This window comes from Enterococcus sp., from assembly GCF_032555305.1.
Lineage (GTDB): Bacteria > Bacillota > Bacilli > Lactobacillales > Enterococcaceae > Enterococcus_A.
The window spans coordinates 122,226-143,050 of the sequence record NZ_JAWGOQ010000009.1; the positions used below are offsets into that span (position 1 = coordinate 122,226).

The following is a 20,825-nucleotide window of genomic DNA, read 5'->3' on the forward strand; positions in this document are numbered from 1 at the left end:
AAAATATTTGAGAAAGGAGGTGACGAGTACTGAAATAAAATCATCACTAAAAAAGACCAGCAAGGCTGATCTTTAAGAAGTTACTGATTAAAATCGAAAAATTATTTTGGGGAAAGGATGATTCTTGGTTAATCGCCTCGCCAGCTCATCAACTAGACTTAGTTCTTTGTTTGAAATGGCTCCTGACCATTTTCTCTAAGGAATGAATCGAAGGTTCCAAACAAATTTTTGATTTGCTCTTCATATCCGAATTCTAGGCTATTTGGGACATGCTCATTGATCAAAATGAAGGTTTTTAACTTTCTAGCTAAGTCATTCTTTGTGAGGTGCTTGTCGTTCTCCAGCGAGTCGCTTGAAAATCCTTGGCTTCGTACAAACTCATTATAGGAGCCAAAGTATTCTTTTACTTGATCAAAGTGGCCTAATTCAGTAGCAGAGGGTACTCGATCCTGCTCTTCCACGAAAGAATGAAATCGGTTGATCAAGATGGTCCGTGCGAAAGATTTTTCAAATTCTACCACTGACGGATTTTTCTTTTTAGGAGTTTGCGAATCGAGATACAAATCTTCATAACCAGAAGCTCTGATAAATTCGAAATAGGACCCGTAATACTTATAGATCAGATTCGTATGTCCAAACTCGGCCAATGTCGGTGTTCGTCCATTTTTTTTCACAAATGTACTTAGCTTATCGACTAGGGCAATTTTTGTGAAGCGATCTTCCATTGTTGTTGATGAACTTTTTTTTGAATTCTTACCATATGTTCTGAGATACAGCTTTTCATATCCATAGGCCCGGATAAACTCAAAGAACGTACGGTAATACTTATAGATAAAGTACCCATCTTCTAACTCAGTCATTCTCGGTACGCGACCATTGGCTTCTACAAAGGCATGAAGCTTTTCCGCTAGCTCATTTTCACCAATTCTCTCAGCGAATCCTTGGCTCTGGAGAAACGCTTTATATGATCCAAATAGTTTTTTTATTGAATCTGAATAACCGAATTCTATCGCAGTTGGTGTCCGCCCGTGTTCTTCTGCAAACTCCATCAGCTTTTCTATCAAAAATCTTTCTGAGGCTCCCGTTTTAGACATTGAAAATTTCCTCCTTCCACTTTTACAGCTGATATTGAAATGAGGAGCCATTAAATAAAGTATCTCTCCTTAAGAGAAAGATATCATAAATAGATTCGCATAACCTTATCAACATTTTTCAAATCTTAAAAAGATAAAAATTAATATAGCTGGAAAGGAAAAAAGAGAACAGATAATTAATCATATCCGCAATAAAAGTAAAGCAAATAACGTATAGACTTTACATTGATAAAGCCTATCGAAATAAAGCTTTCCGTTTGTAAAGTGTGGAGAAAAAAGTTTATAAAGAAAAATTTGATGATTCATGGAGGGTTAAAAATTAACGGGAACAGAGATAATCAGAGTAGTATGGATAAAATCTTCGACGGTTTTGGGGCTTCCCCAGCAGTTGACGATCCCAGATTCTCAGCTTTGTATCATTTTTGGCAATATTTTTGAAAATGCCGTCAACTCGTGGGAATAGCAAAAAGAAAAGAAATTTTTCGTGTTTGTTGTGAGACTGAAGACAATCAAATGGTGCTAGCTGTTGATAATTCGACCGATGTTATGCAACGGATCGAACTGGGGACTAATAAGGAGATCAGTTCAATTTGGGATGGATAACTTTAAGTGATCTGAAAGAAGCCTAGATGTGATTAATTTCTCCTCAGACTGATCTCCCTTGTTATACGTTTTTATTCATTTCTGCTATACTTGAAAGACAAAATGACACGGGGAGTGGATAAATATGGAAGAGACTGTATTCTTTAACTTAGGCAACGCGATCGCCGCTAAGCGCGACCCGAAAGAGCTTATGAAGGAAGCGCAGATTGTCAAAGACAATCGTGATCCACTAGGAAAATTAGTAATTGTGGAAGGTGAAGGAAAAGATTCGCTCATCTTGTTTGACTTAGCGGATCAGGAAGAGCCTTCAGAAAAAACGGAAGCTTTTAAAGTGAAAAAGATTATTGAATAATTCAGGAATCCTTTGCCGAATGAGCGAAGGGTTCTTTTTTATGAGTAAAAATTATAAATTTTATCTATTTAGGTATTGATAGATCGGCGTTTATTGGAATATCTCTTATTATATAAGAATTATTCTATAACTTAAATGGATATTAAATTTCTGAACTGGAAAAGGATCACCAAAAAGCGTATGTTATTTTTGTAAAGTTAGAAAACGCAAATAAAGGTCCATGTGGTGACTGGCCATCATCTATAATTTTGGATCAAACGAGAAAAGTAGATTTTTAATTAGAATAGGAGAAAAAGAGATGAAAGAATATGGATTAAGTGAACGGCAGCTCTTCAGTATGACACGCAAAAACTTAGAAAAACGCATCAATCACTATTATCATGACACAAAAGACGGCAATGGCGCGATCGAACTACTGGTAGCGCTTCAGGTACGAGATGAACTATGCGAAAAGGATTTTTCTTTTATGCTGCCAGAATTGGTAAAACATATCTTTATGCACACAAGATCTACCGCTGTGCTGCGGGATCTTTATCTGTATTTCGCGGAATATTTTGAAAAGAAAGAATGGCGTTTATTGCAAATTAAGCTATTCCCAGCGAAAACCTATTCGGCGATTACGGATAAGCTGAAGGGCTTGTTTACCCAATTTATCGAAGCACCATTGGCAGGATTGGCTGGGTCGCTCCAGTGAGTTGAATAGGGAAAAATACGAAAGAAAGGAAGGGATTCTATGAAAGTCACACCATCAGCACTGGCACTCGATGCCGAATTCGGCAGAAGCGATGGCAGAGCCCATCATTTGCGTTTTAAAGATTTTGATCCGACGAAAAATGCGGATGAAATCAGATCCGCAATGTCAAAATTGACCAAGCTGAGTATTTTCGATAAGAATGATATCAGCCTATTTGATGAAGTCCGCCATGCGACGGTGATCGAAAAGAGAGAAAGAGAAATTTTCGACAAAAAGAAGGAAACCGATACAGAACCAGCAGCAGAATCAGTAAAAGAACCGGTCCAACCAAAAGCAGAACCCATTACTCAGGTGAAAGAGCCTGTTAAACATATAGCGAAAATTGAAGCAGTTGAAAATATCCGTTTTCCCGAAGACTTGATTATTACCAATGATTATTCACAGACCGGTTGGTTGATCCAAACGATTGAATTACCGATGGGAATCAATTCGTGTGATATTAGTGAAAACCAGGTATTTTTACTATTAAATACTTGTTTGCCAGCGGGAAGTGCTTTGGAAACTATCGAAGCGGATGATCAAGCTATCCCGGCAAAGCTAATCATTACCGCAAAATTACAGGAAGACGAACCGAAGCTAGAGACCGGAATGACCTCAAACAAAGAATCACCACCAATAAAACCGATGAAAAGGCGAAAAAGGCTGCTCGAACGTGTTCGAAAACGTGAGTAAAAAGCTGATTCAGTCTTATCTCAGAGCCAGTATTGGGATGAGATGGAGCGGAGATTACTGAAAGCTTATTACTGTTTACTCAAAGAGACGGTTATCAGGAGCGTGTCTGGATTCGATCGTCCTCTTCAACAGGATATTTCTTCCAAATTTGTTTTGATTCTCGAGACAGAATATTCGACTCATTCAAACTTTTTTAATACTCTAAAAGAAAAAAGATTTGAGGGAGATCCGATGATTAAACTAGCGGTTGAAATAGATCAGGATAATACGAAGGTCCAATTTGATGAGCAGAGAAAAATAATGATTTATCGCGACCTGAAAGAGGCGCCGACTTTAAAAAATGATGTGATACTGGTGTACTTCAAAGGGCGTGAAGCACTGGCGGTTGACTACGGTCAGAAAATCGATAAAAACACCTTGAAGGCTGCGGATAATCTGGTGACGATCAGCGTTCCGTGGGATATTGAGGCAAAGGATCTCGCTCAGCAAATGCTTGATGTTTGGCAAAACAACGCGTTGAAGACGACGGGTTTATTTGAGATGCAAAAGATTGCAGCTAATCATTTTCCAGTCGCAGCGAAGTATCAAAAAGAATTGTTTGAAATTCTAGCGACGTTTGGTTATGAGAATGAGAAGGTCAAAAAGAAACCCGCTAAGGCGCAGCATCGTTGGAATAAGAAAGTCAGCGAGATTCCATTTTATATCGATTACAACGATTCAACAGGAGAAGTCGTTTGGCAAAAACGCAATGAGATGGTGCTGAAGGCTGGCGCTAAGCTGAAGCAGGAAATGCCCTTGAACAAGGATGGTTCAGTGGGGTTTAGTGCGCGTTTAACCGAGAAACTGCGTGCCGATTATGCAGATAAAATCTCAGATTTCACGACAACGGAAGATATCATATTAAAAAGCGTTAATGAGGTTGGTATCTTTCTTTATTATGCTGGGACTAATGGCTGGCTTGTGTTGAAGGATAAAGATGGTAAAACGATTGATGAATATACAGTAGTGAAATAGTGCAGCATCTGAGTTACGCAAAAAAGGGAGTTGGTTCGTGAAGGAATCAATTCCCTTTTTGTTTATTTAAAAAAGTACAGGGGAAGTTTATAAAGCAAGTCTCATTTATGGTTGATAGTATTTCATATTGAAAATGCCGGTATCAAAGGAGTACTATCAAAGAAAAAAGTAAAAGGAGCGGTTTGTGTGAAGATAGCGATCATTTACTACAGCAAGACAGGGCAGACGAAAGAGATGGCGGAGATTATTGCGGAAGGTATGCGGGAAGCTGGCGGCGAAGTTAGACTATTTTCCGTGGAGGAGGCGATCGATCAGGATTATTTATCAGCCTGTGACGGGATCGTATTTGGCACACCGACGCATATGGCAACTAGCGCCTGGCGCATGAATCAATGGTTGATGGAGGACAGCTATCCTGTATCTTTTGCTGGTAAATTGGGCGGTTGTTTTGCGACGGCACATTACGCACAGGGCGGAAGCGACAGTGCGATACTTTCGATGCTGGGAATGCTGCTGGTCAGAGGGATGTTGGTGTATTCCAGCGGTTCGGCATTTGGTCAACCTTTCATCCATCACGGTCCGGTGGCTTTGGATGCAGTAGGGAATCATTATGAGGAAGCCAAAGACACCTTTAAAATTTTTGGTCAACGTTTTGCGGAAAAGGCGATCGAACTATTTGAGAAATAAAATAAACTGAGGTAGAAGAATCATGTGATTCTCCTACCTCAGTTTTTTCTTATAAATCTAAATATTTAGCTAAATATTCAGCCATACCGTCTTCGCTGTTTGGTTTTTCAGTGATATCATCGGCAACAGACTTCAATTGATCTGTTCCGTTTACCATCGAAACTCCCCAACCGGCAAATTTCAGCATGTCTACATCATTGTGCTCGTCACCGAATGCGATGATATCTTCCTGTTTCAAACCAAAATTATCAATGACCCGTTTCAAACCATGGGCTTTTTGAATCCCCTTAGCAACGACTTCTAGTACCGGGTTTGGTCCGCCCCAAGTATTTACCTCGACTTCCTGTCCAAATTGCTGCTTCAATTCTTCAGAAACACTGCCGACGTTTTCCGGCTGGCTGCGTAATAGGACTGAAGTGGGGTTAGTGCGCAGGGTATTGACAGTCAGCAGATTATCATTTGTCGCAAAGTCGCTGGCAAAGAAATGCTGGTCAAAGAAATTTAAATCATCGATAAAGAAGGTCTCGCGGTTCTCCGCGGCGATGAAATCTAGTTTTAGGTTTTTCTTTTCTGCCATCATATCAAAGACGATCTTCCGATTAACAGACGTTTCTTGCTCGCCATCCCATTTTTTTCCGGGCATGTGAACAAGGGCGCCATTAAAGTTAATCATTGGCATTGTTAACTGTAATTCTTGATAAAAGTTTTTACTCATGCGATATGGGCGACCGGTCGCAATCACCACAGAGTGACCATCTTCAATCGCACGGCGCAGAGTTTTTGCGGTTTTATCAGTAATTTTAGAATCTTGATTTAGCGTCGTTCCATCTAAATCAATAGCGATCAATTTTTTCATAAAAACTCCTACTTTGTATTATTGGATTCTCAGAACATATAACATTCTGCTACTCCTGCAGAGGCAGAAAGCAGAAATGACATCCTCATTTCAATTTGTTTCAGTCTAGCACATCTGTTGGAAAACGCAACCGAAGCACTTTAAAAAGATCAAACTATTAGAAAATTTTCAAAATCGTTGAGTGAAGAAAAACGCCTTTTTGAGTGGATTCTGCGATAGTATAGAAATAAAATAGGACAAGAAAGGGGATTCAAAAAAATGAAGATTAATTGGCGGCGGAATCTGTTGATTTCATGGATTGGGTGTTTTTTTACTGGTGCCAGCTTCAGTTTGGTAATGCCCTTTTTACCAGTCTATATTGAACAGTTGGGAACACCTAAGAATCAAGTCGAATTATTTTCAGGTCTGGCAATCTCAGTTACGGCTTTTGCGGCGGCGATCGTCGCTCCGATCTGGGGCAACTTAGCCGATCGGAAAGGCAGACGACTAATGATGGTCCGAGCGGCTGCTGGCATGACGATCACGATGGGGTCATTGGCCTTTGTCTCAAATGTATATTGGTTATTGATCATGCGTTTTATGACGGGGGTACTTTCAGGTTATGCGCCGAACGCGACGGCGATGATTGCTTCTCAAGTGCCACGACAACGAAGCGGCTGGGCATTAGGAACTCTTGCGACAGGCGGTGTTGCCGGTAACTTGATCGGTCCATTGCTTGGTGGGCTGCTGGCTCAATGGTTTGGTTTGCGAAATGTTTTTATTATTACGGGAATTATTCTATTATTGGTGACTGTCTTAACGATTTTTATGGTGAAGGAAGAGTTTGAACCGATCGAAAAGGGAGATGTCATCAGCATAACCGAGCTGCGCAAGCGGATCAACTACATGCCCATTCTGATTGGCTTATTTATCAGTTCTTTAATTTTACAAGTCGGCGCAACCAGTATCAGTCCGATCTTGACCCTATACATTCGGGATCTTAGTGGATCCAGCAGCAACGCTCTGGTCATCAGCGGGTTCATTGTTTCAGTTGCAGGTGTCTCGGCGGTGGCTTCTTCACCAACGTTGGGAAGAATTAGTGACAAGATTGGAAATCATAAAGTTCTATTAGCTGGTTTAGTCCTGTCGCTGTTTTGCTTCATTCCGATGGCCTTTGTCAAAACGCCGTTTCAGCTGGGTGTACTGCGTTTCTTCTTGGGATTTTCGACTGGAGCACTAATGCCTTCCATTAATACACTCATCAGTAAGATAAGTCCGCCGGAAGGAGTCAGTCGTATCTTCAGCTACAATCAAATGTTCAACAACTTCGGGCAGGTGATTGGACCAATGCTTGGTTCAACCGTCGCTCATTCAATGGGGTATCCGGCAGTGTTCCTTGTAACCAGCGCCTGTGTGTTTGGAAACATCATTTTGAGCTTGTTTAATTTCAGAAAACTGCTGGTGACGAAGACGAAGATTTAAGTGAGTAGGAGCGAGCAGTTATTAATTGTAAATTAATAAGAAATCTTTAAATGTTCAGTAAATTAACAAATAACTTGACGAGAAAGAATTCTTTGCTAATAATTATCTTGCTTGGTTTAAACGCCGTTGTACTTTATTTCACTTAAAAATTATATATATTTTGGGCTGTACTGACACTCGAGTTGTTGCATAATCTAAGTGAAGGGAACGTATTTTAAAGGATTATGCAGAAGTGTTAGGGGAACAGGGAGGGGTACCCATGTTGAATGAAGAAATTATTTTGCAAGAATTGAAGACGTGTTACTTCCGCGAAGATGAAAAGGAAACTGCTGAGAAAACGAATTTTTTAATGGAAAATCTAGTGGCAAAGATCGCTCCTTTATTTGAAAATGAAGATCAGATTTTTTGGTGTGGACACGAAAAGAGCGTAAATATTTGGGCCGCTACGCATGTGAAAAGTCCCGTATCCTTGCAACTATGGGATCTGTTTGGAGCCAGTGATGCGAAGTTCATTTTTCTGACTAATCAAAAAGCGGTTTATATCAATGTTATGCGAATGTTGGAAGAAGATAGCCTGACTTGTTACAGTGCGGACGAGGTTCACTCTATTTTAGGAGGCTACTACTGGACGAAGAAAAAGGATGAAATCTCTAGTAGAGCTGTCCGGATTGTAGCAGAAGAACACAGCGATTTTCATGCTTCTGTAAATATCTCGAATAATAGTTATAATGAGTTGGTAGAAAAAGTTCAAGAAGCGCCAGAGGGTCCGATCAAAGAGAAAATTATTATCTTGGATGATACTGATAGTATCAAAAAGTATCATTCAACTGCTTCTCAGCGAAGAAGCTGGTCAAAAACGAATATCTAGTTGTTCAGTTAAAACTACAAAAGAAAGACTGCCCAGACGGACAGCCTTTCTTTTGTTCTATAATCGTTTAAGAACTAAATATGCCAGGTTTACGATTTTCGTCAAAGGAGGGGAATTCAATTTCACGGAGTTACTAAAAATGAATGAAAAAAAGTGAGCTAAACGATTTTGGGCGGTCCTTTGAAAAGTTCAGTCAGGTAGAATATATTTTGACGAGAAAAATAGAATTGATTTGAAATAAACAAAAAACCAGTTACAATAAAGTAACTGGTTTTGTCTATGCTTCGGCTTTTTTTGGTGAAACAAAATGCACGGCAATAAGTGCAATAACTCCAACAATAAGCGAAATGATCGTAGATAATTCGAAGTTATAAGAACCACTTTGCAAGGCACCGCCTAGATAACAAACGGCTTGTCCAATTGCGAAAGCCCAAAATAGTGTAACTAGATATTTCATCAAGAGCACCTCTTTTCGCAAGATTATCTAGGTTCAGTTTAGCATTTTTTTTGAAAATGTAAAGAAAAGACCTGTGAAAATAAGCGGAAAATATAGAATAGACAGTAAGTGAGCAGTAATCGAGTTTTAGCTGTAGAATATTCATGCTATACTTACTAGCTGACTCGATAGAATAATAGAAAAAATAAATACATTTAAATAGGAGGAAATCATGCAAATCCCACAACTTTATACGAAAACTTCCTATTCACTATTAAGAAGCACCTTAACGATCAATGAGTATGTGAAATCCGCGAAGGCTCGTGGCTATTCGGCAATAGCGATCACTGATGAGAATGTGTTGTATGGCGCAGTGGAATTTTTCCAAGCTTGTAAGAAGTATCAGATGATTGGGATCATTGGCTTAGAGTTGGATTTTTACTTTGAGGAATCTGCCGAGCGTATCCTATTCTATGCGAAAAATGTTGCTGGGTATCAAGAATTGATGCGGTTATCCAGTACTCGCATGATGGCGGAAAAGCCGCTGACCTTAACAGAATACAAAATCAATGGCGACAATCTAATTACCGTTTTACCTGTGAATCGTTTATACGATCCTAGCGAAGGCGTCCTTTCTCAGATTGCGGAATTCATCAATGGCGAATTTTACTTAGGCATCACCCCCGCGACAAAAGTATCGCTGTTACCGGAAAATATGCCGCAACTAGCTATTCATGAAGTGGCATATCTGGAATCAACTCAGGCTTTTGCGATTAAAGTCATGGATCATATCCAAAACGGCACGCAGCTGCCGCGGAAAGAATTGAGCAATCAGCTGGGGGCGAATTATCTAGTTGGCATGCAGGAGCTGATTGACGGTTTTGATAATAATGAAGAGGCGTTAGTGAATGCTCAAAAGCTGGTTGAGGTTTGTCAATTTGATCTGCCTTTGCATCAAAAATTATTGCCTCATTATCCTGTGCCTACGCAGCAGACGGCGGATGCTTATCTGCAAGAGCTGTGCTGGCAGAAATTGCAGGAGCGGATTAGCGATGTGACTGAGGAATATCGGCAACGATTGACTCGTGAACTGGGGATCATCCATAGCATGGGGTTTGATGATTATTTCTTGATCGTCTGGGATGTGATGGATTATGTACATCGCAGCAAGATTGTTTCTGGTGCCGGTCGTGGTTCGGCAGCAGGGTCATTGGTTGCCTACGTTTTGAGCATCACGGATGTGGATCCAATCAAATACAATCTTTTGTTTGAACGGTTCTTGAATCCTGAACGAAATAGCATGCCCGATATTGATCTGGATATTCCTGACAATCGCCGGAACCAAGTTTTGCATTATGTCCATGAGAAGTATGGACATTTCCATGTTTCACAGATCGCGACTTTTGGAACGATGGCGGCGAAAATGGTCTTACGAGATGTCGGTCGTGTCTTCGGCTTATCCCAAAGTGAAGCGAATCGTTGGTCGAAAGCAATTCCGAATCAATTAAAGATTACCTTGCGTGAAGCCTATGATAAATCAGAACCCTTGAAACGATTGGTCGCACATGATGAACGCAGCAATCTACTATTCCAAACAGCGTTGGCCTTGGAAGGTTTGCCGCGGCATGTCTCCACTCATGCAGGCGGTGTCGTGATTAGTGATGTGAACTTGATCGAAGTCGTTCCGCTGCAAAACGGCTCTGAAGATATTTTACTAACGCAATTCACCATGTCTGACGTGGAAGCCATCGGTCTGCTAAAGATGGATTTCTTGGGATTGCGTAATCTTTCCATTATTGATAATGCGCAGCAAAATATTCGCCGAGTGTATCATGAAGAAATAGATCTGAAAAATATTCCGCTGGATGATCCGGAAGTACTCGCTTTGTTCCAGCGAGGTGAAACGAGTGGGGTCTTTCAATTTGAATCCGCTGGTATCCGTAAAGTTCTGCGCAATCTTCATCCAGACTCTTTTGAAGATATTGTCGCGGTCAATGCTTTATATCGTCCAGGTCCGATGCAGATCATCGATCAGTTTATCGCTCGGAAAAGCGGCAAGGAGCAAGTTAGCTATCCAGATAGTTCCGTTCAGGAAATTCTGGCGCCGACCTATGGCTTCATCGTTTATCAAGAACAGATCATGCAGGTGGCCGCTCAGATGGCTGGCTTCAGCTTAGGGGAAGCCGATATATTGCGGCGGGCTGTCAGCAAAAAGAAAAAAGAGTTATTAGATGAAGAAAGACGTCATTTTGTCGGTGGCGCCATCGGCCGAGGACATAGTCAAAAAAGTGCTGAAGAAGTGTACGATTACATCGAACGCTTTGCCAACTATGGGTTCAACCGATCTCACTCAGTAGCTTACAGCTTCGTTGGCTATCAGATGGCGTATATGAAGGTCCATTATCCTGGCGCTTTTTACACGGCACTGATGCAGTCGGTACGAAATGATCCGAAGAAACTGCGGGAATATATTGCCGAAGCAGATCGAGCAGGTGTGAAATTACTAGCACCAGATATTAATCGCAGCAGCTATAGTTTCACTCTAGTAAAAAAAGACTTGATTCGTTTTGGTTTGGATGCAATCAAAGGAATGCGCCGTGATTTCGTCAGCGACATTTTGACGACTCGCAAAGAGGAAGGACCATTCAAATCGCTGGATCAATTCTTATTACGGATCGAATCACGCTGGCTGAAGAATGAATACATCGCACCGTTAATTTTCATCGGCGCTTTTGATGAGCTTCATCCGAATCGACGAGAGCTGGCTGATGGTTTGGAAGGTAAGATTCAAAACGTCCAGTACAGCGGCGGTAGTATGTCGTTACTAGATGTGATGAGTCTCAAAGAGCGACCATCGGAGGATTTTTCACTGGCTGAGCGCTTGAATTACGAAGAACAATACCTCGGTCTGTATGTATCTGGTCATCCGACTGAAAATTATCCTAAACTGTTGAAACAAAAGGATTTACAGCCAATTACCGAGCTGTCTGTCGGGAGTCATGGGAAAATTCTCTTCTATTTAAAAGATGTTCGTGAGATACGCACAAAAAAAGGCGAACAGATGGCCTTCTTAACAGGAAATGATCAAAGTGGCGAGATTTCCTTAACCGTCTTTCCACAAACCTATCGCCGCCTGCGTAATGAGCTTGAATTGGAAAAAGTTTATCTTGTTCAAGGCAAGGTGGAGCGCAGCAAATACGATCAAGCGATTCAGCTCTTAGTCGAAGAAATGATTTCTGCTCAAATCGCCGAGGATGACATCAGTGATAAGAAACTATTCCTTCGTGTGCAGGCTGACAAAGATTCTCCCGAAATTCAGCAAGGAATTGCCGAAAGACTTCAATTATCACCAGGAAAAGTTCCGGTTGTGATCTATTATGAAAAAAATCACCGGAAGATTGTGCTGGATAGAAAGTTTTGGGTGGGGGTTAATGACACCCTCATAAATGCTTTAAGTGACATATTAGGGGAACAAAACGTCGTAATAAGATGATTTCTTGTAACTTTCAAAAACTTTTTGCAAAATCCGAACTTTTCCCATAGACATCCCAAGACTTTTGGGATGTTTTTTGGTAGAATGTACCATGAATTAAACGATGTATGTTTTTTCGAGAATATTTATGAGGTGAGAAAATGAAACGCATTGGAATTTTAACAAGTGGAGGAGACGCTCCCGGAATGAACGCAGCGGTTCGCGCCGTCGTTCGTAAATCGATTTTTGAAGGCATGGAAGTTTATGGCATCAATTATGGTTTTGCCGGTCTAGTTGCTGGAGATATTCGTCGTTTAGATGTTGCTGATGTCGGCGACAAGATCCAACGAGGCGGAACTTTCCTATATTCAGCTCGTTACCCAGAATTTGCTACTGAAGAAGGGCAATTAAAAGGGATCGAACAATTGAAAAAATTCGGTATTGAAGGATTAGTTGTCATCGGTGGTGACGGATCTTACCATGGTGCGATGGCCTTGACGAAACATGGCTACCCAGCTGTTGGTATTCCAGGAACAATCGATAATGATATCCCGGGAACGGACTTCACAGTCGGATTTGATACAGCGATCAATACAGTCTTGGAATCTGTTGACCGTATCCGTGATACAGCGACTTCACACGTTCGTACATTTGTTATCGAAGTAATGGGACGTAATGCTGGAGATATCGCTTTATGGTCTGGTGTTGCCGGTGGAGCTGACGAAATCGTCATCCCTGAACATGATTTCGATATGGAACGTATTGCTAAGAAAATCCAAGCAGGCCGTGACCGCGGGAAGAAACATTGCTTGATCATCTTGGCTGAAGGCGTAATGGGCGGAAATGAATTCGCTGATAAATTAGCTGAATATGGCGATTTCCATACACGTGTCAGTGTATTGGGTCACGTTGTCCGCGGCGGTTCACCAAGCGCTCGCGACCGTGTATTAGCCAGCAAATTTGGTTCATATGCCGTTGATTTATTGTTAGAAGGCAAAGGCGGATTATGTATCGGGATCCTAGACAACGAAGTAACTGCCGCAGATATCGTTGATACATTAGAAAACAATAAACACAAACCTGACTTGTCTCTATACAATTTGAATCACGAAATCTCATTTTAATCTCGTTAATATTAGTGAAAAGCTATATATTATAAACAATCAAGAATGGAGCGTATTACGTAATGAAAAAAACGAAGATCGTTAGTACATTAGGACCAGCAAGTAACACAGTAGAAACAATTTCTCAATTAATCGAAGCTGGTGCTAACGTGTTCCGTTTCAACTTCTCACACGGAGATCACGAAGAACAACTTACACGTATGAACATGGTTCGTGAAGCTGTCGAAAAAACTGGTAAAGATGTTGGTATCCTTTTAGATACTAAAGGTGCTGAAATCCGTACAACTGTTCAAGATACAACAGATGCAGATTACGGCCGCGCTGGCTATATCGAATTCAACGTTGGTGACAAGACTCGTATCTCTATGGACCCAGAACACAAAGGTTCAAAAGAAAAGATCGCTGTTACTTATCCAGGACTATACGACGATGCTCATATCGGCGGACACATCTTATTCGATGATGGCTTGATCGACATGGAAATCATCGACAAAGACGAAGCAAATCGTGAATTGATCATGTTAGTTAAAAATGCTGGTATGCTAGGTTCTCGTAAAGGTGTGAATGCTCCTGGTATCTCAATCAACTTGCCTGGTATCACTGAAAAAGATGCAGACGATATCCGCTTTGGTCTAGATAACGATATCAACTTTATCGCTGCAAGTTTTGTACGTAAAGCACAAGACGTTCTTGACATTCGCGAAATCCTTGAAGAAAAAAATATGACACACGTGCATATCTTCCCTAAAATCGAATCACAAGAAGGTATCGATAACATCGACGAAATCATCAAAGTTTCTGATGGTATCATGATCGCTCGTGGGGATATGGGTGTTGAAATCGCGCCTGAACTTGTACCTATGGTTCAAAAACGTATCATCAAAAAATGTAACTACGCTGGTAAACCAGTTATCACAGCGACTCAAATGTTAGAATCAATGCAAGAAAACCCACGTCCAACACGTGCGGAAGCATCTGACGTTGCCAACGCTGTATTTGACGGAACTGACGCTACAATGCTTTCTGGTGAATCTGCAAATGGTAAATACCCAGTTGAGGCTGTTGGTACGATGGCTCGTATCGATATGGAAGCTGAAGCTGCATTGTCAGAATTAGGTTCATTCCAAATCAACGAATTTGACAAATCAAACGTAACTGAAACAATCGGGTTATCTGTTGCTCGCGCTGCGAAAAACTTAGGCGTTAAAACAATTGTTGCCGCAACTGAATCAGGTCACACTGCTCGTATGATCTCTAAATACCGTCCAGATGCAGACATCTTGGCTGTAACCTTCGACGAACATACAAAACGCAGCTTGATGGTTAACTGGGGTGTTTACCCAACAGTTGCTGAAAAACCAACAACAACTGACGATATGTTCGACTTGGCAGCTCAAAAAGCTGTTGATCTAGGTTTTGCTAAAGAAGGCGACTTGATCTTGATCACTGCTGGTGTACCAGTTGGTGAACGTGGAACGACAAACGTTATGAAAGTTCAAATGATCGGTTCTAAATTATTACAAGCTCAAGGTATTGGTGAATCAACAGTTGTTGCTCACGCAGTAGTTGCTAAAAATGCTGAAGAAGCAATCAAAAAAGCCAAAGATGGTATGGTCCTAGTTGTTCCTACAACAGACAAAGACTACATGCCTGCAATCGAAAAAGCTGCTGCTTTGATCGTTGAAGATGGTGGATTGACTTCACACGCTGCTGTTGTCGGTATCGCTCAAGATATTCCAGTAGTCGTTGGTGCAGATGGTGCTACTTCAACAGTCGTTGATGGCGAATTAGTTACTGTTGACCCTCGTCGTGGTATCGTGTACCGTGGACAAACAACTGCGATCTAAGGTTTAGATTGTTGTTCTGAAAAGGAAATGTGGGGACTGCGGCATTTTATGTCACAGTCCTTTTCTATGAGGAATACAGGGGATGGAGCATTGTCCGTATTTTTGCGATACATGTTTGTTAGCTAGCTCATAAAATAGATAGAATTTTTCATCTTAATGCTCAGAAGCTGGACGAGCTCATAAAGCTTTTAAGGGTGTCAAGAAAATTTCATTGACAAAGGTTTTTTCCACCTGTATAATATCGATTGTTGCTTAGAGGTGATGAATAATGAAATGGTCGATTGGCGAATTGCGCCGCTACAAAGAAGAAGCACTAAATTTTTCAGAAACGATCGATGTGAATGAGGCATTGACAGCCCGAGACAATGAGATTTTAGCGGTAGCTCCGGTTACTGTAGAAGGTATCTTGTCTGTCGGAAAAAATGAATATATTTTACATTATCGCTTGAAAACGAATGTTACTGTTCCTTCAGCCCGCTCCTTGGAACCAGTTGATCTTCCGCTTGATCTTTCAGTGGACGAAGTATTCATGACACGGGAGCAATGGTCTTCAATGGAAGAAGAAAGAGACGAAGAGATCCTTGTCCTAGACAATGATACGATCGACTTAACCGATTCTATCGAAGATAACATTTTATTAGCGATTCCGCTGCAAGTCTTTACTGAAGAAGAATTGGCTTCTGCTGATTTACCAAAAGGCAACGATTGGGAAGTCGTCAGTGAAGAAGAGTATTTGCAGAAAAAAGAGGAATCAGCTGAAGCAATTGATCCTCGTCTTGCGAAATTATCTGAGTTATTCAATGAATCTGAGGATGATTAGTAAGATTGGAATAAAATGTATCAGTAATGATACTTCATTTTATAAGGAGGTGTAACACCCAATGGCAGTACCAGCTAGAAAAACATCAAAAGCTAAAAAGAACAAACGTCGTACTCACTACAAATTAACCATCAAAGGATTAAACGAATGTCCAAACTGTGGCGAAATGAAGAAGAGCCATCACGTATGTGCCAACTGCGGCTACTATGATGGAAAAGATGTTATGTCTAAAGAAGAAGCATAAGCACTTTTTAATAGAGAAAGTCAAAACCTTGAGACTAACCATGGAGTCTCGAGGTTTTTTTCTTGGAATGAATCAAATTGAATTTTTGTCAGAATTATAAAAAATCTACTATTTTTATAAGAATTGTCTAGCTTTATAAAAGCATTTCGGATTAAAAACACTATTCATTTTCCATTCTCACTTTCTTAGGATATAATGAGAAACGTATTGAGCAATATTGAATGATCGTTTCCCGTTCCACTGGAAGGTTCTTTGTACCAACGGGGTGGGTATGCCAGTTGCAATAAAAAAGTGTCATTTGCTACTTTGTTACAATATGGCTTTACTGGTCATTATCAAGAACTAGGAGGATTACTATGTCAAAACAACAATTCGGCGTCGTCGGCATGGCCGTGATGGGAAAAAATCTAGCTTTGAATATCGAAAGCCGCGGCTACTCGGTGGCTTTGTATAATCGGACTGGATCAAAAACAGAAGCGGTTGTTGCAGAACATCCAGAGCGCAACCTAAAAGCAACATTTTCAATTGAGGAATTTGTTGATTCAATTGAAACACCGCGTCGTATCATGTTAATGGTGCAAGCAGGACCGGCAACAGATGCTACAATCCAATCACTATTACCACATTTAGATAAGGGCGATATTCTGATCGATGGAGGAAATACCTTCTTCAAAGATACGATTCGTCGTAATGAGGAATTAGCCAACTCAGGAATCAATTTCATCGGAACAGGTGTTTCCGGTGGTGAAAAAGGTGCCTTAGAAGGCCCTTCAATGATGCCTGGCGGACAAAAAGAAGCGTATGACTTAGTTGCTCCGATTTTTGAACAAATCGCTGCTAAAGCTGAAGATGGTGAACCGTGTGTGACTTATATCGGTGCAAACGGAGCAGGTCACTATGTGAAAATGGTCCACAACGGAATCGAATACGGGGACATGCAGTTGATCGCCGAATCCTATGACTTGATGCAAAACTTATTAGGTCTTTCAGTTGATGAAATGGCTGACGTCTTTGCTGAATGGAATAAAGGTGAATTAGATAGCTATCTGATCGAAATTACAGCAGATATTCTGACTCGTAAGGACGACGAAGGTACCGATAAAGCTATCGTGGATGTAATCAAGGATGCCGCTGGTAATAAAGGAACAGGGAAATGGACTTCACAAAGCGCATTGGACTTAGGTGTACCACTGCCATTGATCACTGAATCTGTTTTTGCTCGTTTCATCTCTGCCTATAAAGACGAACGTGTCGCTGCCAGCAAAGTTCTTGCAGGACCAGTTCCTTATAAATACGATGGCGACAAAAAAGAATTGATCGAAAAAATCCGTGAAGCATTATACTTCAGCAAAATCATGAGTTATGCTCAAGGTTTCTCTGAATTACGAGCTGCATCAAAAGAATTTGGTTGGGACTTACCATTTGGCGATATCGCGAAAATCTGGCGTGCTGGCTGTATCATTCGTGCTCGTTTCTTGCAAAAGATCACCGACGCTTATGAAAAGGATGCCGATCTTGCAAATCTGATGCTTGATGATTACTTCAAAGAAATCACTGACAAGTATCAACAAGCAGTTCGTGAAGTGGTTTCAATCGCTGTTCAAGCGGGTGTTCCTGTACCAACATTCTCATCTGCGATCACTTATTACGATTCTTACCGTGCTGAACGCTTACCAGCGAACTTGATCCAAGCACAACGTGATTACTTCGGCGCTCATACCTATGAACGTACAGACAAAGAAGGAATTTATCACTACAGCTGGTACCATGAAGAATAGCAAAGGTTATTTATAACATTAGCGATAACTAACTATAGCTTTTTGACAGGTTTAGCCCTATAATGATAGAGGTTTAATGAAATTCAACTAGGAAAGGAACTAAAAAAATGAGTAATATTCTGATCATTGAAGATGAGAAAAATCTAGCTCGTTTTGTCGAACTAGAATTGAAACACGAAGGCTATGATACAGAAGTTCATTATAATGGTAGAACAGGACTTGAAGCCGCTCTTGAAAGTGACTGGGATGCGATCTTACTTGACTTAATGTTGCCTGAATTAAACGGTCTGGAAGTTTGCCGTCGTGTTCGTCAGGTGAAGAATACACCGATCATCATGATGACAGCCCGTGACTCTGTGATTGACCGCGTTTCTGGTTTAGATCATGGTGCTGACGACTATATCGTCAAACCATTTGCGATTGAAGAACTGCTTGCGCGTCTGCGTGCTTTGCTTCGTCGAATTGATATTGAAGGCGATAAGAATGTTGCTAAACAAACGACGATTACTTATCGTGACCTAACGATCGAAAAAGAAAACCGTGTCGTGCGTCGCGGAAATGAAATCATTGAATTAACCAAACGTGAATACGAATTATTATTGACGCTTATGGAAAATGTCAATGTGGTTCTTGCCCGTGATGTTTTACTTAACAAAGTATGGGGCTACGAAACAGAAGTAGAAACCAACGTAGTCGATGTATACATTCGTTACCTGCGTAATAAAATTGATGTACCAGGCGAAGACAGCTATATCCAAACTGTCCGCGGTACTGGGTACGTTATGCGCTCATGAGAAAATTGATCAAGAAACAAAGAGAACTGAAAGGGCCCTCACTCACCATCAAGTGGGCCTTTACAAGTTCTTTCTTTATATTCGTCGTGTTTACGATCTTCGCGGTGATTACCTATAAATCCTCTGTGAATCTGATCGTGACGAAAGAAAGAAACAACGTTGAACGCACGATTTCTGAAGTTACTTCCCGCTTGGCGAATGCAGATGAAGAGTTAACATTGGTTAATACCTATCGAACGTTGACTGAGACGGATGCCCGAGACAACGCCATGTACGATCAAAACATGACCTTAGAAGGCAACATGATGCGGATCGATGACTTTATCTCAGAGCTAGGACAGCGTCAACTGTCATTAGATATCTATAACTTGGACAAGAAACTGATATTCAAAACACAAAAAAATTATCAGCCTTTGGTTCAAACCAAACATAAAGAGCCAACGATTGTTACGGTCGATGAAAAGAACGGTTTTTTATCAGTAGAGCCAATCTATTCTAAGACAACCAGAGAGAAAATCGGTTATGCTCAAGTTTTTTACGAACTATCTGACTTTTACGAGATGCGCAGTAAGCTATTGCTGACGTTGATCGTATTAGAGATCGTTTCATTGCTTTTGAGTAGCTTCTTGGGCTTCTTGCTATCATCCTACTTCCTGAAGCCTGTCAAAATCCTGCGAGATACGATGGAGATTATCCGACAAGACCCGCAGGCCGAGGTCCATGTACCTGAGATCACTACGAATGATGAACTAGCTGACTTGGCAGTCATCTTTAACGATGTGATTGATCGTATTCGGATGTATATCGAACAGCAGGAACAATTCGTGGAAGATGTTTCTCATGAACTAAGAACACCGGTTGCGGTAATCGAGGGTCATTTGAATATGTTGAACCGATGGGGGAAAGATGATCCAGAAATCTTAGATGAGTCAATTCAAGCCAGCCTGCAAGAATTGGTTCGCATGAAGAGTCTCGTACAGGAAATGCTTGATCTGTCTCGCGCGGAGCAGGTGGATGTTTATTATGGAAATGAAACATCAAAAGCTAAAGAAGTAACGAACCAAGTATTCAATAACTTTAAGCTGCTTTATCCAGAATTTACTTTTACCTTAGATGATGATCTGGACGGCGAGAAAATCCTGAAGATTTATCGTAACCACTTAGAACAGATCATGATCATCATTTTGGATAATGCGGTGAAATATTCGACAGATCGAAAAGAAGTTCATCTTTCTATTTCGTCAACCCTGAATAAATTCGAAATTGCGATCCAAGACTTTGGTGAAGGAATTCCGGACGAAGATATCGATAAAGTGTTTAATCGTTTCTATCGAGTCGACAAAGCTCGTGCACGAACCAAAGGCGGAAATGGTTTAGGATTATCAATTGCGCATAAACTTTTAGAGAGCTACAAGGGAAGTATCAGTGTAGAAAGTTCTGTTGGTAAGGGTACGATCTTTAGAATAGTCATCCCAATGGTGGAAGAAAAAACAGCTGAGTAGAACTCAGCTGTTTTTTTATGCGAAAGTTCGAAATAGATTTAGGTGAAGATAGCGTTATTTTTGTTTTAAAATCGAACGTTATTTTGGAGTTTTAAATGAACGTTCGAAAAATAAAAAAGATTGAAAAAAAGTGCAAAAAAGAGTTGCATTACAGCTTGAAGATTGCTATATTATTAAATGTTCCCAAGAGAAAAAAACATCTCGAAAAAAATTAAAGATAATTGTTGACGGATGATAAATCTTGTGGTATTTTTATAAAGTCGCTTGAACGAAACACAAAGCAAACTTGTTTTTTTATCAAAAAGTTTTTAAATAAAAGTTGTTGACTTTCAATTAAAAACCTGATATGATATAAAAGTTGCTGAAACAACGCGACAAACAATGTAGACCTTTGAAAACTGAACGAATAAAACAAACCAAATGTGTAGGGCGCTTCTATTATATAGA

18 protein-coding genes and 1 pseudogene are annotated in these 20,825 nt (G+C 40.6%); 16 read left to right on the forward strand and 3 right to left on the reverse strand.

What is annotated here, in order from left to right:
• Nucleotides 1-158: 158 nt before the first annotated feature.
• Entirely contained in the window at nucleotides 159-1,094 is a 936-nt protein-coding gene (locus E6139_RS08945; protein ID WP_316402717.1) for a homing endonuclease associated repeat-containing protein, read from the reverse strand.
• A gap of 727 nt (nucleotides 1,095-1,821) precedes the next feature.
• Between E6139_RS08945 and E6139_RS08950 the strand changes: the two genes are divergently transcribed.
• The 5 genes from E6139_RS08950 to E6139_RS08970 all read left to right on the forward strand — a co-directional run bounded on the left by E6139_RS08950 (nucleotide 1,822) and on the right by E6139_RS08970 (nucleotide 5,176).
• The gene (locus E6139_RS08950; protein WP_316402718.1) at nucleotides 1,822-2,049 is read left to right on the forward strand and encodes a hypothetical protein; all 228 of its coding nucleotides are present in this window, start codon (nucleotides 1,822-1,824) and stop codon (nucleotides 2,047-2,049) included.
• 298 nt (nucleotides 2,050-2,347) lie between these two features.
• Nucleotides 2,348-2,743: a hypothetical protein gene (locus E6139_RS08955; RefSeq protein ID WP_316402719.1), complete on the forward strand. Its 396-nt coding sequence runs from the start codon at nucleotides 2,348-2,350 to the stop codon at nucleotides 2,741-2,743.
• A 39-nt stretch (nucleotides 2,744-2,782) separates the two neighbouring features.
• A complete protein-coding gene (locus tag E6139_RS08960; RefSeq protein WP_316402720.1) occupies nucleotides 2,783-3,475 on the forward strand; it encodes a DUF2922 family protein in 693 nt (230 codons plus the stop codon).
• A 231-nt stretch (nucleotides 3,476-3,706) separates the two neighbouring features.
• A complete protein-coding gene (locus E6139_RS08965; RefSeq protein ID WP_316402721.1) occupies nucleotides 3,707-4,489 on the forward strand; it encodes a hypothetical protein in 783 nt (260 codons plus the stop codon).
• Between the two features lie 186 nt (nucleotides 4,490-4,675).
• Nucleotides 4,676-5,176: a flavodoxin family protein gene (locus tag E6139_RS08970; RefSeq protein ID WP_316402722.1), complete on the forward strand. Its 501-nt coding sequence runs from the start codon at nucleotides 4,676-4,678 to the stop codon at nucleotides 5,174-5,176.
• A gap of 49 nt (nucleotides 5,177-5,225) precedes the next feature.
• Here E6139_RS08970 and E6139_RS08975 read toward each other — a convergent pair whose 3' ends face one another.
• Nucleotides 5,226-6,032 carry a Cof-type HAD-IIB family hydrolase gene (locus tag E6139_RS08975; protein WP_316402723.1) on the reverse strand — a complete coding sequence of 269 codons (807 nt, stop codon included), beginning with the start codon at nucleotides 6,030-6,032 and terminating at the stop codon, nucleotides 5,226-5,228.
• Between the two features lie 258 nt (nucleotides 6,033-6,290).
• Between E6139_RS08975 and E6139_RS08980 the strand changes: the two genes are divergently transcribed.
• On the forward strand, nucleotides 6,291-7,493 hold the full coding sequence (locus E6139_RS08980; protein ID WP_316402724.1) for a multidrug efflux MFS transporter: 1,203 nt from the start codon (nucleotides 6,291-6,293) through the stop codon (nucleotides 7,491-7,493).
• A 259-nt stretch (nucleotides 7,494-7,752) separates the two neighbouring features.
• On the forward strand, nucleotides 7,753-8,361 hold the full coding sequence (locus E6139_RS08985) for a hypothetical protein (protein ID WP_316402725.1): 609 nt from the start codon (nucleotides 7,753-7,755) through the stop codon (nucleotides 8,359-8,361).
• Nucleotides 8,362-8,638: 277 nt separating this feature from the next.
• Here E6139_RS08985 and E6139_RS08990 read toward each other — a convergent pair whose 3' ends face one another.
• On the reverse strand, nucleotides 8,639-8,818 hold the full coding sequence (locus tag E6139_RS08990) for a YjzD family protein (RefSeq protein WP_316402726.1): 180 nt from the start codon (nucleotides 8,816-8,818) through the stop codon (nucleotides 8,639-8,641).
• Nucleotides 8,819-9,029: 211 nt separating this feature from the next.
• Between E6139_RS08990 and E6139_RS22880 the strand changes: the two are divergent.
• The 9 genes and pseudogenes from E6139_RS22880 to E6139_RS09030 form a co-directional block, all read left to right on the forward strand.
• A pseudogene (locus E6139_RS22880) lies at nucleotides 9,030-9,320 on the forward strand (PHP domain-containing protein); the annotation flags it as partial.
• A 192-nt stretch (nucleotides 9,321-9,512) separates the two neighbouring features.
• Nucleotides 9,513-12,290 (forward strand): DNA polymerase III subunit alpha, encoded by a 2,778-nt coding sequence (locus tag E6139_RS08995; protein ID WP_410470519.1) that lies wholly within the window; start codon nucleotides 9,513-9,515, stop codon nucleotides 12,288-12,290.
• Nucleotides 12,291-12,430: 140 nt separating this feature from the next.
• Nucleotides 12,431-13,393, forward strand: a complete 963-nt coding sequence (gene pfkA / locus E6139_RS09000; RefSeq protein ID WP_316402728.1) for a 6-phosphofructokinase — start codon at nucleotides 12,431-12,433, stop codon at nucleotides 13,391-13,393.
• 62 nt (nucleotides 13,394-13,455) lie between these two features.
• Nucleotides 13,456-15,240 (forward strand): pyruvate kinase, encoded by a 1,785-nt coding sequence (gene pyk, locus E6139_RS09005; protein ID WP_316402729.1) that lies wholly within the window; start codon nucleotides 13,456-13,458, stop codon nucleotides 15,238-15,240.
• 268 nt (nucleotides 15,241-15,508) lie between these two features.
• A complete protein-coding gene (locus E6139_RS09010; protein ID WP_316402730.1) occupies nucleotides 15,509-16,060 on the forward strand; it encodes a DUF177 domain-containing protein in 552 nt (183 codons plus the stop codon).
• Between the two features lie 61 nt (nucleotides 16,061-16,121).
• A complete protein-coding gene (gene rpmF, locus E6139_RS09015) occupies nucleotides 16,122-16,304 on the forward strand; it encodes a 50S ribosomal protein L32 (protein WP_316402731.1) in 183 nt (60 codons plus the stop codon).
• A 356-nt stretch (nucleotides 16,305-16,660) separates the two neighbouring features.
• Nucleotides 16,661-18,082 (forward strand): NADP-dependent phosphogluconate dehydrogenase, encoded by a 1,422-nt coding sequence (gene gndA / locus E6139_RS09020; RefSeq protein WP_316402732.1) that lies wholly within the window; start codon nucleotides 16,661-16,663, stop codon nucleotides 18,080-18,082.
• Between the two features lie 107 nt (nucleotides 18,083-18,189).
• Complete coding sequence (locus tag E6139_RS09025) at nucleotides 18,190-18,876, forward strand: response regulator transcription factor (protein WP_010740068.1); 687 nt, start codon at nucleotides 18,190-18,192, stop codon at nucleotides 18,874-18,876.
• On the forward strand, nucleotides 18,873-20,378 hold the full coding sequence (locus tag E6139_RS09030) for a HAMP domain-containing histidine kinase (protein ID WP_316402733.1): 1,506 nt from the start codon (nucleotides 18,873-18,875) through the stop codon (nucleotides 20,376-20,378). Before E6139_RS09025 ends, E6139_RS09030 begins: the two co-directional genes overlap by 4 nt.
• Nucleotides 20,379-20,825 lie beyond the last annotated feature (447 nt).

Excerpts from the sequence above, each read along its gene's own strand:
- E6139_RS08945 (WP_316402717.1), bottom strand. The coding sequence starts at position 1,094 with ATGTCTAAAACGGGAGCCTCAGAAAGATTTTTGATAGAAAAGCTGATG.
- E6139_RS08950 (WP_316402718.1), top strand. The coding sequence starts at position 1,822 with ATGGAAGAGACTGTATTCTTTAACTTAGGCAACGCGATCGCCGCTAAG.
- E6139_RS08955 (WP_316402719.1), top strand. The coding sequence starts at position 2,348 with ATGAAAGAATATGGATTAAGTGAACGGCAGCTCTTCAGTATGACACGC.
- E6139_RS08960 (WP_316402720.1), top strand. The coding sequence starts at position 2,783 with ATGAAAGTCACACCATCAGCACTGGCACTCGATGCCGAATTCGGCAGA.
- E6139_RS08965 (WP_316402721.1), top strand. The coding sequence starts at position 3,707 with ATGATTAAACTAGCGGTTGAAATAGATCAGGATAATACGAAGGTCCAA.
- E6139_RS08975 (WP_316402723.1), bottom strand. The coding sequence starts at position 6,032 with ATGAAAAAATTGATCGCTATTGATTTAGATGGAACGACGCTAAATCAA.
- E6139_RS08980 (WP_316402724.1), top strand. The coding sequence starts at position 6,291 with ATGAAGATTAATTGGCGGCGGAATCTGTTGATTTCATGGATTGGGTGT.
- E6139_RS08985 (WP_316402725.1), top strand. The coding sequence starts at position 7,753 with ATGTTGAATGAAGAAATTATTTTGCAAGAATTGAAGACGTGTTACTTC.
- E6139_RS08990 (WP_316402726.1), bottom strand. The coding sequence starts at position 8,818 with ATGAAATATCTAGTTACACTATTTTGGGCTTTCGCAATTGGACAAGCC.
- E6139_RS08995 (WP_410470519.1), top strand. The coding sequence starts at position 9,513 with ATGCCGCAACTAGCTATTCATGAAGTGGCATATCTGGAATCAACTCAG.
- pfkA (WP_316402728.1), top strand. The coding sequence starts at position 12,431 with ATGAAACGCATTGGAATTTTAACAAGTGGAGGAGACGCTCCCGGAATG.
- pyk (WP_316402729.1), top strand. The coding sequence starts at position 13,456 with ATGAAAAAAACGAAGATCGTTAGTACATTAGGACCAGCAAGTAACACA.
- E6139_RS09010 (WP_316402730.1), top strand. The coding sequence starts at position 15,509 with ATGAAATGGTCGATTGGCGAATTGCGCCGCTACAAAGAAGAAGCACTA.
- rpmF (WP_316402731.1), top strand. The coding sequence starts at position 16,122 with ATGGCAGTACCAGCTAGAAAAACATCAAAAGCTAAAAAGAACAAACGT.
- gndA (WP_316402732.1), top strand. The coding sequence starts at position 16,661 with ATGTCAAAACAACAATTCGGCGTCGTCGGCATGGCCGTGATGGGAAAA.
- E6139_RS09025 (WP_010740068.1), top strand. The coding sequence starts at position 18,190 with ATGAGTAATATTCTGATCATTGAAGATGAGAAAAATCTAGCTCGTTTT.
- E6139_RS09030 (WP_316402733.1), top strand. The coding sequence starts at position 18,873 with ATGAGAAAATTGATCAAGAAACAAAGAGAACTGAAAGGGCCCTCACTC.